The sequence below is a fragment of the Promicromonospora sp. NPDC052451 genome (assembly GCF_044547525.1).
Lineage (GTDB): Bacteria > Actinomycetota > Actinomycetes > Actinomycetales > Cellulomonadaceae > Promicromonospora.
Window position 1 is genome coordinate 22,049 of the sequence record NZ_JBIUAP010000014.1, and the last position, 14,914, is coordinate 36,962.

Sequence of the window (14,914 nt, forward strand, 5' to 3'; positions counted from 1 at the left end):
CGTGCTCTGCGGCGGGGTGGATGCTCAGGCGTCCGGCTCCTCCAGGGCGCCCAGGGCGTCGAGCACGCGGGCCAGGCCGAACTCCCACGCGTGGGCGGGGCTGGACGGCGCGTTCATCGCCTCGCCCGCGGCGCTGCCCACCCGCTGCGCGAGCGGGTGCGCGTCCCCGAGGTACTCCGCGAGCCGGCCCGCCCACCGGGCCCACGCCTGCGGCATCTCGTCGGCTTGCGGCGCCCGGCGCCTGGCCCGCGCGGCGCCGCGCACGAAGTCGAGCACGAAGGTGAGCGCCGCGTCGCGGGCCACGTCGTCCAGGCCGAGCGGGTCCAGCGCGTGCAGCTCGTGGTCGTACCTGGCGATGGTGCCCGGGCCGAACGCCGTGCGCTCGTCGTCGATCTCCAGGAGCCACGGGTGCTCCAGCAGCAGGGCGAGGTTCGCCCCGGCCACCCGGCGCACCCGGTCCCGCCAGCCGGCGGCGCCGTGGTCGGGCCGCGCCATGCGCGCGTAGGTGGTGTCGGCCATCAGCACCAGCAGGTCGTCGCGGCCGTTGACGTGCGTGTAGACCGACATCGTCGAGATGCCCAGCGCCTCGCCCAGGCGGCGTACCGAGACGGCGGCGAGGCCCTCGGCGTCGGCCAGGGCGCAGGCGGCGTCGACCACCGCGCTCGTGGTGACGCGGGACCGCGGGCCGCGTGCGCCGCCCTGCGGCGCGGCCGGGTGGTCGCGCCAGAGCAGGTCGATCAGCTCGCGGGGCATGGGTCTCCAGAAATCGGGTGACGGGCCGGGAACATTCTGCAACCATCTTACGTTGTACGCCGTACAAGGTTCTGATCGATGCCCTGACCTGCAAGGAGCCCGCGTGAACATCACCGCCACCGCCCTGTCCCTCAACGTGCCCGACGTCGCGGCCTCCGCCGAGTTCGCCCGGCGGCACCTCGGGTTCACCGAGGCCATGTCCGACGACGGCTTCGTCTCGCTCACCCACCCGACCGCCGGCGTCAACATCGTGTTCCTGCGGGTCGGGCTCGGCACCTTCAAGCCCGAGCGCATCGCCGGCCCGGCGGGTCAGGGCCTGCTGATCGCGTTCGTCGTGGACGACCTGGACGCGGAGTTCGCGCGCATCTCCGCGGCGGGGGCCGAGGTCGTCACGCCACCGGAGACCGAGCCGTGGGGCGAGCGCTACTGCCAGTTCGCGGACCCGAACGGGATCGTCTGGCAGCTCGTCCAGTGGGTCTGACCTGACCGGCTCCGCCCGTCGAGGCCCCCTCGCCGGGCGGATCAGCCGTGGGCCCAGCCGGACCACCGGGTCACCCGGACCCGGAGCACCGGGCCGTCCGGCCGGTGCTCGCGGTACTGCGGGTACCGCGCGGCGAGCGCGTCCAGCGCCGCCGCGCGCGCCTCGCCGTCGTGCACGACGGCGGCGAGGCCGTCCGCCCGCACCCACCACAGCTGCGCCCAGTCGTCGTCGTACCGGTCGGCGAGGAGGCCGGCGTGCGGGTTCTCCGCGACGTTGCGCAGGCGCCGCAGGTCCCGCGTCGTCTTCGGCTTGTGGTCGACGGCGATGACCACGGCGTCGCGCGGCCCGTCAGCGCCCGGCTCGCTGATCAGCGCGAACGTCACCGGCACGAGGTGCGGCACGCCGTCGTCGCCGGCCGTGGCGAGGTAGGCGTGCCGGGCCGCCCCGAACCGGGCGCGGCAGGTGTCGACGTCGAGGCGCACGTGGTCCATTCTGCGCCGGGGGCTGCGGCGGTACGTCACGGCACTCGGCGGCATGCTGCACCTGGTCGCGGACTTCGGGGACGAGCAGCTCACGGTGAGCTGACCGGCGTCGTCGTCGGCGATCCTGGTGTCATGACCGACGACGAGCTCACCGCCCGACGCACCCGCGACCTCGGGATCGTCGTGGGCGCCCTGCCCACCGGGGTGCACAACGCCCTGACCGACGTGCCCGGGGTGCGGGTGGGGCACACCACCATCGTGGACCCGCCGCGGCTGCACACCGGCGTGACCGCGATCGTCCCCGACGCCCTTGGCCCCGACCGCTGCAGCCTGCCGTGCGGGCTGTTCGTCGGGAACGGGTTCGGCAAGCTGATCGGGGCCACGCAGGTCGCGGAGCTCGGCGCCCTCGAGACGCCGATCCTGCTCACCGCGACCCTCAGCGCGTTCCGGGCCGCGGACGCCCTGGTCACCTACGTGCTCGCGAGCCCCGGTCACGAGACCACCCGTACGCTCAACCCCGTGGTGGGCGAGACCAACGACGGGCGGCTCAGTGACATCCGCGCGCGTCCCGTCACGGAGGCGCACGTGCTCGCCGCGCTCGACGGCGCGACCCCGGGCGCGGTGGCCGAGGGATGCGTCGGTGCCGGGACCGGCACCATGGCGCTCGGGTTCAAGGGCGGCATCGGCACGTCGTCGCGCCTGGTGGGCGACTGGACGGTGGGTGCGCTGGTCCAGTCCAACTTCTCGGGGACGCTCACCGTGCGCGGCGTGCCGATCCCGGCCGACGACGGCGCTGTGCCGGCCGGGACGGACCGGCCGGGCACCGGAGGGCCGGAGCCGGAGGGCAACTCCTGCATGATCGTCGTCGCGACCGACGCGCCCCTCGACGCCCGGCAGCTCGGGCGCGTCGCGCGCCGGGCCGTCTTCGCCATGGGGCGGGTGGGTTCCGACTTCACCGGCGGCAGCGGCGACTACGCGCTCGCGTTCAGCACCCCGGGCGCGGCGTCGGCCGAGGGGGTGCCGCGTGCGGCCGAGGTGGCCGACGGCGACCTGGACCCGCTGTTCGCCGCCACGATGGACGCCGTGGAGGAGGCGCTGCTGAACTCGGTGCTCACGGCCACCACGACCGTGGGGCACCGGGGTACGGCGACCGCGGTGCCCCACGAGCTGGTGCTGCGCCGGCTGCGCGACGCGGGCGTGCTCGCCGCCGGCCGGGCGGGTCAGCCCTGGGCGGCGGGGCCTGCCTCGTAGTCCGCGGACAGCGTGACCGCCACGTCGATGTCCTGCGGCTGGAGCTCGACGTGCGCGCCGCCCCCGGGCTCGGCCATGGCGCCCGCCCGCATGGCGTACATGGGCACGTGGCCGCCGCCGTCACCGCCGCCGCGCAGGCCCGCCTCGTAGATCGCGACGGGTGCGACGGGGCCGAGGCCCAGCGCGTCCGCGTACGCCTGCGCGCGCAGCGCCGTCTCCTCGGCCGCCTCGATGCGGGCCTCGGCGAGCAGGGCCTTGCGCGTCTCGTCGGTCAGCGTCCAGCTGAGCCGGTCGATCTCGACGCCGTCGACGTCCATGATGTCAGCGAGCCAGGTGGACAGGATCTCGAAGTCGCGGAACGTGACGGACAGGCGGGCCGACGCGCGGAACCGGCGGACCCGCTGCTTGCCGCCCGACTGCGAGCTGCGCACCCGGTCGTCGTAGACGTAGGAGTGCACCGACTCCGAGTCCCACCGCTCCGCGACGCCGTCGGCGACGTGCGCCTTGGCCTGGTCCACGAGCACGGTGTGGGTGCGGGCCACCTGCTCGACCACGTCGTTGCGGAGGGTCCCGGAGAACGCGACGTGCAGGTGGACGGTGCCACGTTCGGCGGCGTGCGTGCGCGTGGCCTGGCCTTCGACGGCGATGCGAGTCATGTGGGGAGTCTGCCGACTGCGCCCGGCCCCGCGCCACCCGGCACGCCCGGGGACGGCCGGGTAGCGGTCAGCCGATCGTGCCCTTGCCCACCGCACCGCGGCGCAGCACGGGTTCCAGCTCGCAGAACGCGCCGTAGCGTGCGGCCTCCGCCTCCAGGGACGCCCACACCGCCGCGGTCGGCTCGTCCGTCAGCTCGACCGTGATCTCCACGCTGCGGGTCTTGAGCACCCGGGCCCAGCCGCCCGCGATCATCCCGTCCACCACCACCAGGCCCGTGTAGAGCCACCGGCTCGGCATCGCGAGGCGGGTCAGTGCGGGCCAGCCCTTGAAGTCGTGGCAGAAGAGCTCGTCGTACACCGACAGCAGCCGGACGGTGCCCGGCGGCGCGGGGTCGGGCAGGTCGCCGTCGGCCCAGAGCGTCAGGCCGGCGACCTCGTGCCGGGTGAGCCCGGCGTCCGCCACCGCGGCGCGCGCCGCGCCCTTGGTCAGGGTGCCCCACCAGGCCACGTCCTCGGCGCGGCACGGGCCGTGCCCCCGCACGTACGCGCGGGCCAGGTGCACGCGGGCAGCCTCCTCGTCCCAGGTCTTCTGCTCGGGCAGCAGCCGGTAGGTGGGCTGCTTGCCCCGCATCGGACCGCTCGCGACGAGGAGGTCGAGCTCCGCGTGCATCATGACCTGGCCCAGGTGCCACGCGTCCAGGGGCTCGCCCTCCGCCTCGGCCAGCACGGCGCCGATCTCCTTGCGGGTGAGCGGCCCGCCCGCCAGCGCGTCGGCGATCACGCCGTGCCGGCGGGGGAGCAGTGCGTGGTCGAAGCCCCGGGGCCGCTCCGCCGAGAGCATCGCCCGGCGCACCCGGGGCGCCGTCGCCGTCATGAGCGGGGCCAGGTCCTCGGGCGTGACGTAGTGCCAGGTGGGTCGCAGCACGTGCGTGCGCAGCACCGTCCCCTCGGCCAGGGCGGCCTGCACCCCGGCGAGCGTGACCGGGGCGGTCAGCCGCTGCGCGAGGCCCCAGGCGGAGGAGTGCGGCTCCTGCGCCTGCACGGCGCCGAGCCCGCGGACGACCGCGGGCAGGTCGGCGCCGTCGCCCTCCCGCAGCGCGCCGAGGCCCACCGCGGTGAGCCGGGCGCGCTGGAGGGCGCGGACCTCAGACGTAGTAGGCATCCTCGCCGCCGTGTCCCGCCGCGCGGGCGCGGCGATGCTTGATCAGACTTCTGATCAGCAGGATCGCACCGATCACGAACAGGATCATCACGGGGACGATCGCGAGCGGGGCGAGCACGGACAGGAAGCCGAGGCCGACGCTGGTGACGTCCTCCGCGGCGCTGACCACGGGCGCCGCCGTGCCGCCCGAGACTGTGTTCGCCACCACGCGCCCGCCCGCCTTGGCGGCGTGCGTGCCCAGGGCCAGGACGATGCCCGCGACGATCGGGATCCACTGCCCGGACTGCACGAAGGCGCTCGGGTCGGTGACCGTCGCGGTCTCCGACATGGAGCCCGCCCCGAAGGCGATGCCGCCCGCGGTGGGGCGCACGACGGTCTGGACCACGTCGTTCACCGAGTCCAGCACGGGGATCTTGTCCGCGGCGAACTCGAGCACCAGGAGCACCGACAGGATCGCCAGCACCCAGCCGTTCTCCAGCCACGCCCACGTGCCGGGCAGCTCCACGAGGTCCGTGAAGCGCGAGAGCACGCCGAGGAAGATGAGCGGGATCCATGCGTTGAGGCCCGCCGACAGCGCGAGCCCGGTTCCGGTGGCAAGTTCGAGCATGACCCGAAGTGTTCCACGGCACACTGACACTCCGTGTGGTGAAAGTGTCCGGTGTGCCCGATCTGTTACCGGACCGTCGCGCACCGTGCCCGGCTCGCCCCGGACGGCCCGACATGGACGCCGTCTCACGACCGGCACCCAGGTTGGACCATCCAGGCCCGTTCTGCGAGAGTTGCTGCCGTTCACCGCACTGGTGCGCCGACCGGGAGGCTTCGATGCTCTGGACGATCTTCGCCGTGGCCTCGGTGGTACTGCTGGGGCTGTCCGCGGGCGTGTTCTTCGGGTTCTCGTCGTTCGTCATGAGCGGCCTCGCGCGGGCCTCCGACGACGCCGCGGGCGCCGCGATGAACGGCATCAACGAGACCGCGGTGCTGCCCGCGTTCATGAGCGTCTTCTTCGGCGCCCTGCTGGTCCCCGGCGTCACCGGCATCTGGGGCCTGGTCGACGGGCACGACGGCGGCGGATGGGTCCTCGCGGCGGCCGCCGTCTACCTCGTCGGCACCTTCGGCGTGACCATGGCCGGGAACGTGCCCCTCAACAACCGCCTCCTCGCGGCCCCCGACAAGGCCGCCGGCTGGCGTGCCACGTGGCGGCCGTGGACGCGCTGGAACCACGTGCGCACGGCCTGCGGGGTGGCGGCGACGGCGCTCGCGGCGGTCGCCCTGGTCTGACCGGTCGGCCGGGGTCGCGCCGGTCGGGGACAATCGAGCACGTGCCCGCCATCGACTTCCACCGCACCCTGCCCGGATACGCGCCGACGCCGCTGCGCGACCTGCCCCGGCTCGCCACCGAGCTGGGCGTCGGGCGGGTGCTCGTCAAGGAGGAGGCCGGGCGGTTCGGGCTGCCGTCGTTCAAGGTGCTCGGTGCGTCGTACGCGACGGTGCGCGCCCTGGCCCGGCGGTTCGGCGCGGCGGCGCTCACGCTGGACGCGGTGCGCGCCGCCGTCCGCGGCCGGGACGTGCGGCTGTACGCCGCCACGGACGGCAACCACGGCCGCGCCGTCGCGCACGTCGCGTCCCTCGTGGGCGCCGCCGCCACCGTCTACCACCCGCCGGGGGTCACGCAGGAGGCCCGCACGGCGATCGCCGGCGAGGGCGCCCGAACCGTGGTGGTCGACGGCGACTACGACGCCGCCGTGGCCCGAGCCGCCGCCGACGCGGACGCCGACCCGGCGGCCGTGCTGGTGCAGGACACCGCCTGGGCCGGATACACGGAGATCCCGCGCTGGATCGTCGACGGCTACGCGACCCTCTGCCACGAGGCCGACGACCAGCTCGCCGCGCTCGGCCTCGGGGCGCCCGACCTGGTGGTGGTGCCGGTCGGCGTCGGATCGCTCGCCCAGGCGGTGGTGGGCCACTACCGCGCCGCGGGCACCGGGGGCACGCTGCTGGCCGTCGAACCCGACCGTGCGGCCCCGCTGGTGGCGTCGCTGCGCGCCGGCGAGCCGGTGACGGTGCCTGCCGGCGAGACGATCATGACCGGCCTGGCGTGCGGCACCGTCTCGGCGCTCGCGTGGCCGGTGCTGCGCGACGGCCTGGACGGCGCCGTCACCGTCTCGGACGACCAGGCGGCCGGCGCCGTGGACGACCTCGCGCGGCTCGGCGTCGACTCCGGGCCGTGCGGCGCGGCGAGCCTCGCCGCCGCGCGCCTCGTGCTGGGCCAGGCCGGGTGGCGCCGGGCCATCGGCCTGCGGTCCGACGCCGTCGTGCTGCTCCTGTCGACCGAGGGGCGGGCGGCCAACCCGGTGCCCGAGGACCGCGTCTGACTCGTCCCGTCCGTCCCGCCGTCGCCCGTCGCCTGCCAGGAGCCCCCACAGTGCCCGTCCCCCTGCCGCCCGCCCTCGACCTGATCCTGCCGGTGCTGCGCTGCCCCGCCTGCGGTGCCGGCCTGTCGCCCGGTGACGGCGCGCTGCGCTGCCCGCGGCGGCACAGCTTCGACGTGGCCCGGCACGGGTACGCCGGCCTGCTGACCGGCGCACGGGCGACCAGCGGGGACGACGGCCCCATGGCGCGGGCGCGGCGCGACTTCCTGGCTGCGGGCCGGTACGCGCCGGTGCGCGACGCCGTGGCCGGCCTGGCCGGCGGGGCCGGCCCGGTCGACCGGCCCGCGACCGTGCTCGACGTCGGGTGCGGCACCGGCTACTACCTCGCCGGTGTGCTGGACGCCCTCCCGGGCTCCGTCGGCCTCGGGCTGGACACGTCCGCGCACGCGCTGCGCGTGGCGGCGAAGGCCCACGCCCGGGCCGCCGCGGCGACCTGGGACGTGTTCCGGCCGTTCCCGGTCGCGACGGAGCAGGTCGACGTGGTGCTGGACGTGTTCGCCCCGCGCAACCCGGCCGAGTTCCACCGGGTGCTGCGCCCGGGTGGCGTGCTCGTGGTGGTACGGCCGTTCGGCGGGCACCTGGCCGAGCTGCGCCGCCAGGTCGCGCGGATGGTGGCCGTCGACCCCGACAAGGAGCGGCGCCTGCACGACGCGCTCGACCCGTGGTTCGAGGCGGTGCGCACGCACGAGGTCGAGTACGTGACCCCGCTGACTCGCCAGGAGGCGCTCGACCTGGTGCTCATGACACCCAGCGCACGTCACGTGACGGCGGCCGAGCTGTCCGACGACGACCTGCCCGGGCGGGTCACCGTCTCGGTGCTGGCGACCGCCTACCGGCGGCGCTGAGCCGGGCGCCGTCAGCCGCCGGGCGCCGTCAGCCGGCCGGCGACGGGAGCGGGGCGGGGTCGGTGGGGCAGCTCTCCGACGGCCGGGGCTGGTCGGTGGGCCGCGTGGAGCCCGCCGGGGTGGGCACGGCCAGCCCCGACGGCAGGCATTCGCCCGGCCCGGACGTCGATCCCGTCCCGGGAGTCCCGGGCAGGTCGGGCGCGGGCGCAGGCGAGACCGTCCCGCCGGGTACGGCCCGCTCCGGCTCCGGCTCCGGCCACGACGCGACGACGCCGGTCGCGGCGCCGCCGAGCAGTGCCAGCGCGGCGGCCAGGGCCCAGACCCGCGTGCGCACGCGCGGGAGCGTGGGGCGCTGACCGTGCCGGAGGATCTCGACCTCCGTCACGGGCGCTCCGCCGTCGTCGGGGAGCACGCCGGGGCCGGACCGTGCCCGCGCGAGCGCGTCGGCCCGCGTACGGGCCAGGTCCAGCTCGCCGTCGACCTCGCTCAGGGCCCGCCGGGCGCGGGTCAGGGCATCGTCCCTTCGTCCCATCTCAGTTCTCCTGCCCTTCGGTCACGGTGCGGTAGGCGGCACGCAGGCGGCGTCGGGCCCGGTACACGCGGGTGGCGGCGGACGGCGTGGAGCAGCCCAGCACGCGTGCGATCTCGGCGGTGCTCAGCTCCGCGGCCGCCAGCAGCTCGACCACCTCGCGGTCCGCGGGCCGCAGGAGGTCCAGGGCCCGGTGCAGGACGTCGAGCTCGTCGACCAGCCGCGCGTCGTCCCCGCCGGGGGCCGCAGGGTGCCGCCCGGCCCGTTCGGCGAGCGCGGTCCGCCGCCGTTCGGCCCGCACCTGGTTGGCCAGCACCCGCCGGGCCACCGCGAGCAACCAGGCGCGCGGCTCGTCGGGGACCGCCCCCTTGCGCCAGGCGATGGCGAACACCTCGGCCACGACGTCCTCCGCCTCGGCGGCCCCGAGCCGCGTCCGGGCGTACCGGTGCACGGCGTGCGCGTGCTCGGCGAAGAGCGACTCGGTCTGCTCCGGGGTGAGCGGGGCCGGGGCGGGTTCGCGCGGCTCGGTGTCGGTGGTCAGCGTGGTCTCCAGGTGGGGCGGCGTCGGGCGGCGTCGGGTCGGTGGGCGCGGGTCTGCACAGGGGTCGGTGTCCGGCAGCGTCTCGTCCATGACAGCCGGCCCGGTGTGGACCACGTCACACGGCCGGGCCGTCATGGGGAGCGTTCCGGCGCACACTGACCACCACGTGACTCTCAACGCATCCAACACTCCTGTCCCGTCCACCACCAGCGCGTCCCGGCGTCGGCGTGCCCTGCGGGGTCCGGTGGCCCGCGGGGTCGCCGCCGCGGGCGGCGCGCTCGCCGTGGCGCTGCTGGCCACGGCCTGCACGCAGGCCGCCGCGGCCGAGGACACGGCGCCCGCGCCGACCGTCCCCGCCGAGGCGGCGCAGCACCCGAAGGCTCCCGCGCCCGCCGAGGCCGGGCCCCGCGACACCGGGGCCGACGCCGCGTCCGAGGCGTCGCCGGTCCCGGTCGCGCCGGACGAGGCGGCTCCGGGTGAGGCCGCACCGGCCGACCCGGCCGAGCCGTCGCCCGTGCCCACGGTGCCCGGGGAGCCCGCGACCTCCGGACGGGGCGAGCCGTCGCCCGCGCCGGCCGCTCCCCGGACTGCTCCCTCGGACCAGGGCGAGCCGAGGCCCGTCCCGACGGTCCCCGGTCAGCCGGCCGAGGGCCTCGTCGTCACCGGCTGAGCCACGGGTCGCCGCCCGGTGCCGGCTCGTCCGGCGCGGGGCGGCGGCCGCCGTCGGACGGGCCGGGTGGCGAGCTCAGTGCGCCGCCCGTGCCCCCGTCGTGCGCAGGTACTGCGTGAACAGCTCGGCCGTCCGCCCGGCGCCGTCCTCCTGCCGCAGGCGTTCGCCCAGGTCGGCGGCGCGCTCGCGCATCGCCTCGTCGGTGGTCGCCCGGGTGATCGCCGCGGTGAGGCGGTCGGCGTCGAGCTGCTTCACCGGGACCGGGTCGGGACCGACGCCGAGCTCGGCCACCCGGCGGCCCCAGCTGAACTGGTCCACGGCCACCGGCGTGACGATCGACGGGATGCCGGCGCGCAGCCCGGCCGCCGTCGTCCCGGCGCCTCCGTGGTGCACGGCCGCGGCGAGGCGGGGGAACAGCCAGTCGTACGGCGCGGAGTCGATGCGCAGCACGTGCTCCGGGAGCTCGCGGTCGCGGCCGAGGTCGGCCCAGCCGCTGATCAGGATGCCGCGGCGCCCGGTGCGGTCCAGGGCTTCCAGGAACGCGTCGACGAGCCGCCCGGGGTGCGCCGTCGGCACGCTGCCCAGGCCGAACGAGACGGGTGGCTCGCCCGCGTCGAGGAACCGCGCCAGCTCGGCGGGCGGCTCCCACCCGGCGGGCCTGCTGGTCGGCAGGTAGCCCGTGACCTGGATGCGGGGGTGCCAGTCGGCGGGACGGGGCAGCACCAGCGGGCTGTACGCGTAGTACAGCGGCATGCCCTGCCGGTCCTGGAGCAGGCGCGCGTTCGTCCGCAGCGGCGGCAGCCCGAGGACCTCCCGGCGCTGGCGGTTCACCCCCGGCTGCTGCATCGCGCGCCAGGTCATCTGGTCCGCGGCCCACCAGGCGGCCCGGTCGCGCAGGGCGCCGTGCCGGCGCCCGTCGCCGAGGAGGAACGGCGGGAACTCGCGGGTGGGCGTGACGGGAAAGAACTGCAGGTCGGCGCACGGGATGCCGAGCTTCTCGGCCACGCTGTAGCCGTAGAGCGCGGTGGGGCCCTTGTAGAGCATCGCCTCGCTGTTCTTCGTGACGCGCCAGATGTCGCTGATGACCTGCGGCAGCATCTGCTTGCGGTTCCTGGCTCCGTAGGCCATGAACCGCAGCATGTTGCCCGATTCGACCAGCTCCACGAGCTCCGGGTTGTCGGCATACCGGGGCAGGGTCGGGCCGAACGCGTCGAAGTCCACGCCGTACGACGCGGCCAGGCCGGCGAAGTCCGGTGAACCGACCACCGTCGGGTCGTGGCCCTGGTCGCGGAGCGCCAGGGCCAGGCTGAACAGCGGCTCGACGTCGCCGCGCGAGCCGGCCGTGAGGAGGGTGATCTGCATGGGAATCCTTCCGACGTGCGCGGGTCAGGCCTGGGCCGGTGTCCCGGCGCCCGCATCGAGGACACCGTCGAGCAGCGCCAGGGCCGCCTCGGTGTCCACGTCCGGTGGCGTCAGCATCCGGTCGATCATCTCGGTGACGGTGTCGATCAGGGCGTCGGGCGAGGGGCTGCCGGGGCGGCCCTGGTGCTCCTGGACGGCGCGCATGATCGCGGCCGTGAGGGCCTCCAGGACGGCGGCCACCGACGCGATGTCGACGCCCGGCCGGACGACGCCCGCCTCCTGCTGGCGGCGCAGGAACAGGCCGAGGAACTCCGGTCCGGCAGGGCCGGGCATGGTCGCCTCCGGGTCGCGCAGGTAGCGCCCGAACACCTGCGGGTCGCGGGTGGCGATCGCCGTGAGCAGCGGGTCGGCCGCCACCACCCGGAAGCCGGCGCGGTAGATGCTGCCCGGCGTGCCCGGCCGGGGCTCCTCGGACAGGGCGGTGCGCCAGCGGACGGCGTAGCCGCCGAGGGCGCGGGCGGCGACGGCGTCGACCAGCTCGCGCTTCGAGGCGAAGTGCCGGTAGACGATCGTGCGGCTCAGGCCCGCCGCCTCGGCGACGTCCACCATGGTCAGCTTGTCGTAGCCGCGGCTCAGCAGCACGCCGGTGGCGGCGTCGAGCAGGGCGTCCCGGCGCTGTTCGCCGTCGACCACGATTCCCCCTTGTGACACTGTGACGATATCTGTCACAGTGTTGCGCCGCGCGAAGGCGCATGTCAAGGACGGGGTTGTGCCGACGTCGGCGGGCTCGTAACCTACCGAGCGCGACAGTGATCGATCACTCTGAGGGACCGGGCCGGGGACGGGGGAGCATGGCACGACGACGTGCCGCACGCGGCGACTGGCTGTTCCTCTGGCCGTACTTCCGGCGGGAGGGCAGGCGCCTGGCCGCTCTCGGCGTGGTCCTGCTGGGAGCCACCGCGGCCGCGTTGGCCAGCCCCTTCGTGGTCCGGGAGTTCATCGACGGCGTGGTCACCGGAACACCGGTTGGTCCCCGGCCCCTGACACGTGGGGAGCCGTCAGCGGATCAGAGCACCCGCGTCAGCCCGTGGCCTTGGCCGCCGCCTTCTGCGCCTTCTTGAACGCCCGGACCTCCTGCAGCGTCTCGGTGCTGGTCACGTCCGCGATCGAGCGGCGCGAGCCCTCCTCGCCGAACTCGCCCGCCGCCTCCCGCCAGCCCTCCGGCCGCACGCCGCGCTGCTTGCCGAGCAGCGCCAGGAAGATCTTGGCCTTGCGCTCCCCGTACCCGGGCAGCGCGTTGAGCCGTCGGAGCACCTCGCGGCCGGTGGGAGCGTCGCCGTCGGCGCCGGGGTCGGTCCAGATCCGGGAGGCGTCGCCGTCGTACTCGTCCACCACGGTGTGCGCGAGCTCCAGGACGCGGCCCGCCATGGACCGGCCGTAGCGGTGGATGGCCGGGGGCGTCGTCGCCAGCGCCACGAACTCGTCGGGGTCCGCCTCCGCGATGGCGCGCACGTCGAAGGAGCCCATGCGGTCGCGGATCTTGCCGGGGCCGGCGAAGGCATGTTCCATCGGGAACTGTTGGTCCAACAGCATGCCCACGAGCAGCGCGAAGGGATCGTCGCTCAGCAGCCGGTCCGTGTCGGGGTCGCCGGTGATCCAGAGCTCGGTAGCCATGAGCCCATTGTGACCCACCGGCCCGGCCCCGCACTCAGGGGATCAGCCGGTCCGCGATCTCCAGCGTGTCCGTCGTGAAGTGCCCGTCGTCGCGCACCACGAGCGTGCCGCCCAGGCGGTCGAACATGGCGCGGCCCTGCTCGGCGTCGCAGCCGAACTCGTCGGTCACCGAGTTGAGGAAGACGAGGTCGCGGGCGTGTGCCCGGATGGCGTCCCAGTCGTAGGACTCCTGGAGAACCGGCTCGGGCCCGGGGTTCGGGTTGGTCGAGTAGCCGCCCACCAGCACCGCCTGCGCCACGGTGACGTCCAGGTGCTCCAGGAGCGCGAGCAGCAGCGCCGCCCCGCCCGAGTGTCCCACGAGCACCGTGTCCTCGTCGAACGTGTGCGCGTCCAGCACCGTGGGCAGGAACGTGGCGATCGGCTCGACGTTGGTGCCGGGGTGGTGCGGCGTCTCGACGTCGTACCCGCGTGCCCGCAGCCGGTCCGCGAGCCACGGGTACCAGATCCACGCCGGGTCGGCGTTCGTCCCGTGGAAGATGATCGCCCTGCGTCCCATCAGCTCTCCTTCGCTCGTCCCGGCACGGCGGCCGGTGCGGGGTCGATCGCCAGGTTGACCTGGTCGAGCACCGGCTCGAAGCCGATCGCGGCGTACGTCCGGTTCGACACGGGGTTGTCCCGGTCGGTGTAGAGGCAGACCCGGTCGCCGGCGTCGAGCACCCGCTGGGCGACGTCGGCGACGAGCGCCCGGGCGTACCCGCGCCCGCGGTGCGCCGCGGGCGTGTAGACCGGCCCGATCCGCACCACGCCGAACGACGGCGGCCGCGCGGCCGTGAGCTGCACGCTCTCGCCGCCGACGTCCCACAGCCAGATGTCGCCGTCCAGGATCCGGCCGCGGGCGCCGCCGATCCGCAGCGGTTCGGCCTCGGGGGCGCGTCCGGCCTGGGCGTCCGCGTCGGCGTGGAAGACGGCGAACCACTCCTCGACCAGGGCGAGGTCGGCGAGCGTGGCCCGGCGTGCGCGGCCCGGCGGCGCGGGCTCGGGGCGCGTGACCGCCCGGGCCTCCCAGAGGCGGTCCGGACGGCCCTCGTGCACGGTGCCGCCCGTGGCCCGCAGCACCTCGTCCGTGTACGCGCGGACGGCGGACCGGGCGCCGTTCGCCGAGGTCAGCGCCGGTTCGCCGGCCCGGGCGGTGTGGTCCAGGGCAGTGCGGGCCAGCAGCCGCGCCGCGTCGTCCGGCAGGGCGGGCACCCAGACCGTGTGCGGCGCGTGCGGCATGGTCCGCATCGCCACGCCGACGACGCCGGAGCGCGCGTCCCGGACGACCGCCCACCACATCGGAGAGGTGGGCCGACCGCCGGCCGGGAGCGTCCGCGCGGCGTGGTGCGTCACCGAGGCGACGACGCTCCACACCACCGGGTCGGCGGCCAGCAGATCGCCGGCGACGGCCAGCACCGTCGCCGGGTCGTCGTGCAGCTCGACGTGGTACCCGCTGCTCACCTCGCTGCTCATGCGCCAGATCCTGACACGCCGCCCGCGCCGGATCGAGCCCGTTGTGCAACCGCCGCCCCGCACGGCCGCCGCGCTCCGGCGTCAGCGGATCAGCCGTACCTCCAGCACGTCCGTGTCCGGGTCGGTCGCCGTGACGCCGTCGGGCAGGAAGCCCGCGCGCTGGAAGAACTTGCGGGCGCGGGGGTTGGACGCGAACGTCCAGATCTGGGCCGCGGTGCCGGGCGGGAGGGCGTTCTCCAGCAGGGCGTGGCCCACGTTGGTGCCGTGGTAGCTCGGGTCGACGTACAGCTCGTGGAGCTCGACCGCCCGGACGGGCGGGTGGCCCAGGTGGGGGCCGGACGGGTTCTTCATCGCGAAGCCGACGATCTTGTCGCCCACCTCGGCGACCAGTGCCTTGTTGCCGGCGGCGAGGATGCGCATCCAGCCCTCGGTGCGGGTGCCGAGCGTCTCGGTCTCCCAGTGCGCGGGCGGCAGCAGGTCGCCGAAGACCGCCCGCCGCGTGGTCCAGTGCACCGCGGCGATGCCGACGGCGTCGTCCGGGGTCGAGGCGCGGACGTGGAAATCTGACAT

Annotated in this window: 20 protein-coding genes; 7 read left to right on the top strand and 13 right to left on the bottom strand. The window is 75.5% G+C overall.

The features are described from left to right. Positions 1-24: 24 nt before the first annotated feature. Positions 25-753 carry a TetR/AcrR family transcriptional regulator gene (locus ACIG47_RS21410; RefSeq protein ID WP_397433072.1) on the bottom strand — a complete coding sequence of 243 codons (729 nt, stop codon included), beginning with the start codon at positions 751-753 and terminating at the stop codon, positions 25-27. A gap of 103 nt (positions 754-856) precedes the next feature. On the opposite strand from ACIG47_RS21410, the gene ACIG47_RS21415 reads away from it, so the two are divergent. Then, positions 857-1,234, top strand: coding sequence for a VOC family protein (locus tag ACIG47_RS21415; protein ID WP_397433073.1), 378 nt, complete (start codon positions 857-859; stop codon positions 1,232-1,234). A 41-nt stretch (positions 1,235-1,275) separates the two neighbouring features. Here the strand turns inward: ACIG47_RS21415 and ACIG47_RS21420 are convergent, their stop codons facing one another. Next, positions 1,276-1,716: a TIGR03668 family PPOX class F420-dependent oxidoreductase gene (locus ACIG47_RS21420; protein WP_397433074.1), complete on the bottom strand. Its 441-nt coding sequence runs from the start codon at positions 1,714-1,716 to the stop codon at positions 1,276-1,278. Here ACIG47_RS21420 and ACIG47_RS21425 point away from each other — a divergent pair. Together ACIG47_RS21425 and ACIG47_RS21430 are read left to right on the top strand one after the other, a co-directional pair. Further along, the gene (locus ACIG47_RS21425; protein ID WP_397433076.1) at positions 1,697-1,819 is read left to right on the top strand and encodes a hypothetical protein; all 123 of its coding nucleotides are present in this window, start codon (positions 1,697-1,699) and stop codon (positions 1,817-1,819) included. The genes ACIG47_RS21420 and ACIG47_RS21425 overlap by 20 nt on opposite strands. Before the next feature lie 29 nt (positions 1,820-1,848). Beyond that, positions 1,849-2,967, top strand: coding sequence for a P1 family peptidase (locus ACIG47_RS21430; RefSeq protein ID WP_397433078.1), 1,119 nt, complete (start codon positions 1,849-1,851; stop codon positions 2,965-2,967). On the opposite strand, the gene ACIG47_RS21435 is transcribed toward ACIG47_RS21430, so the two are convergent. From ACIG47_RS21435 to ACIG47_RS21445, 3 genes are all read right to left on the bottom strand, one after another. Then, the gene (locus ACIG47_RS21435; RefSeq protein ID WP_397416209.1) at positions 2,937-3,623 is read right to left on the bottom strand and encodes an SIMPL domain-containing protein; all 687 of its coding nucleotides are present in this window, start codon (positions 3,621-3,623) and stop codon (positions 2,937-2,939) included. The two genes, ACIG47_RS21430 and ACIG47_RS21435, sit on opposite strands and share 31 nt — an antisense overlap. A 67-nt stretch (positions 3,624-3,690) precedes the next feature. Then, positions 3,691-4,785: a winged helix DNA-binding domain-containing protein gene (locus tag ACIG47_RS21440; protein ID WP_397433079.1), complete on the bottom strand. Its 1,095-nt coding sequence runs from the start codon at positions 4,783-4,785 to the stop codon at positions 3,691-3,693. Then, the gene (locus tag ACIG47_RS21445; RefSeq protein WP_397416205.1) at positions 4,769-5,392 is read right to left on the bottom strand and encodes a DUF4126 domain-containing protein; all 624 of its coding nucleotides are present in this window, start codon (positions 5,390-5,392) and stop codon (positions 4,769-4,771) included. The genes ACIG47_RS21440 and ACIG47_RS21445 overlap by 17 nt, the downstream gene beginning before the upstream one ends. Before the next feature lie 215 nt (positions 5,393-5,607). On the opposite strand from ACIG47_RS21445, the gene ACIG47_RS21450 reads away from it, so the two are divergent. From ACIG47_RS21450 to ACIG47_RS21460, 3 genes are read left to right on the top strand one after another with little or no spacing between them, the layout of a single operon-like run. Next, positions 5,608-6,063: a DUF1772 domain-containing protein gene (locus ACIG47_RS21450; RefSeq protein WP_397433081.1), complete on the top strand. Its 456-nt coding sequence runs from the start codon at positions 5,608-5,610 to the stop codon at positions 6,061-6,063. A gap of 41 nt (positions 6,064-6,104) precedes the next feature. Continuing rightward, positions 6,105-7,157 (top strand): diaminopropionate ammonia-lyase, encoded by a 1,053-nt coding sequence (locus ACIG47_RS21455; protein ID WP_397433082.1) that lies wholly within the window; start codon positions 6,105-6,107, stop codon positions 7,155-7,157. A 50-nt stretch (positions 7,158-7,207) separates the two neighbouring features. Beyond that, a complete protein-coding gene (locus ACIG47_RS21460) occupies positions 7,208-8,059 on the top strand; it encodes a methyltransferase domain-containing protein (protein ID WP_397433084.1) in 852 nt (283 codons plus the stop codon). Between the two features lie 28 nt (positions 8,060-8,087). On the opposite strand, the gene ACIG47_RS21465 is transcribed toward ACIG47_RS21460, so the two are convergent. Together ACIG47_RS21465 and ACIG47_RS21470 are read right to left on the bottom strand one after the other, a co-directional pair. Beyond that, positions 8,088-8,591, bottom strand: a complete 504-nt coding sequence (locus tag ACIG47_RS21465; protein WP_397433085.1) for a hypothetical protein — start codon at positions 8,589-8,591, stop codon at positions 8,088-8,090. A 1-nt stretch (position 8,592) separates the two neighbouring features. Continuing rightward, a complete protein-coding gene (locus tag ACIG47_RS21470; RefSeq protein WP_397433087.1) occupies positions 8,593-9,219 on the bottom strand; it encodes an RNA polymerase sigma factor in 627 nt (208 codons plus the stop codon). 76 nt (positions 9,220-9,295) lie between these two features. On the opposite strand from ACIG47_RS21470, the gene ACIG47_RS21475 reads away from it, so the two are divergent. Further along, positions 9,296-9,799, top strand: coding sequence for a hypothetical protein (locus tag ACIG47_RS21475; protein WP_397433088.1), 504 nt, complete (start codon positions 9,296-9,298; stop codon positions 9,797-9,799). Between the two features lie 75 nt (positions 9,800-9,874). On the opposite strand, the gene ACIG47_RS21480 is transcribed toward ACIG47_RS21475, so the two are convergent. The 6 genes from ACIG47_RS21480 to ACIG47_RS21505 all read right to left on the bottom strand — a co-directional run bounded on the left by ACIG47_RS21480 (position 9,875) and on the right by ACIG47_RS21505 (position 14,914). Next, complete coding sequence (locus ACIG47_RS21480; protein WP_397433089.1) at positions 9,875-11,161, bottom strand: glycosyltransferase; 1,287 nt, start codon at positions 11,159-11,161, stop codon at positions 9,875-9,877. A gap of 24 nt (positions 11,162-11,185) precedes the next feature. Then, on the bottom strand, positions 11,186-11,854 hold the full coding sequence (locus ACIG47_RS21485) for a TetR/AcrR family transcriptional regulator (protein ID WP_397433090.1): 669 nt from the start codon (positions 11,852-11,854) through the stop codon (positions 11,186-11,188). A gap of 387 nt (positions 11,855-12,241) precedes the next feature. Then, a complete protein-coding gene (locus tag ACIG47_RS21490; RefSeq protein ID WP_397433092.1) occupies positions 12,242-12,835 on the bottom strand; it encodes an HhH-GPD-type base excision DNA repair protein in 594 nt (197 codons plus the stop codon). A gap of 34 nt (positions 12,836-12,869) precedes the next feature. Continuing rightward, positions 12,870-13,391 carry an alpha/beta fold hydrolase gene (locus ACIG47_RS21495; RefSeq protein WP_397433093.1) on the bottom strand — a complete coding sequence of 174 codons (522 nt, stop codon included), beginning with the start codon at positions 13,389-13,391 and terminating at the stop codon, positions 12,870-12,872. Next, the gene (locus ACIG47_RS21500) at positions 13,391-14,344 is read right to left on the bottom strand and encodes a GNAT family N-acetyltransferase (protein WP_397433095.1); all 954 of its coding nucleotides are present in this window, start codon (positions 14,342-14,344) and stop codon (positions 13,391-13,393) included. The genes ACIG47_RS21495 and ACIG47_RS21500 overlap by 1 nt, the downstream gene beginning before the upstream one ends. Positions 14,345-14,425: 81 nt before the next feature. Then, positions 14,426-14,914, bottom strand: coding sequence for a GNAT family N-acetyltransferase (locus ACIG47_RS21505; protein WP_397416177.1), 489 nt, complete (start codon positions 14,912-14,914; stop codon positions 14,426-14,428).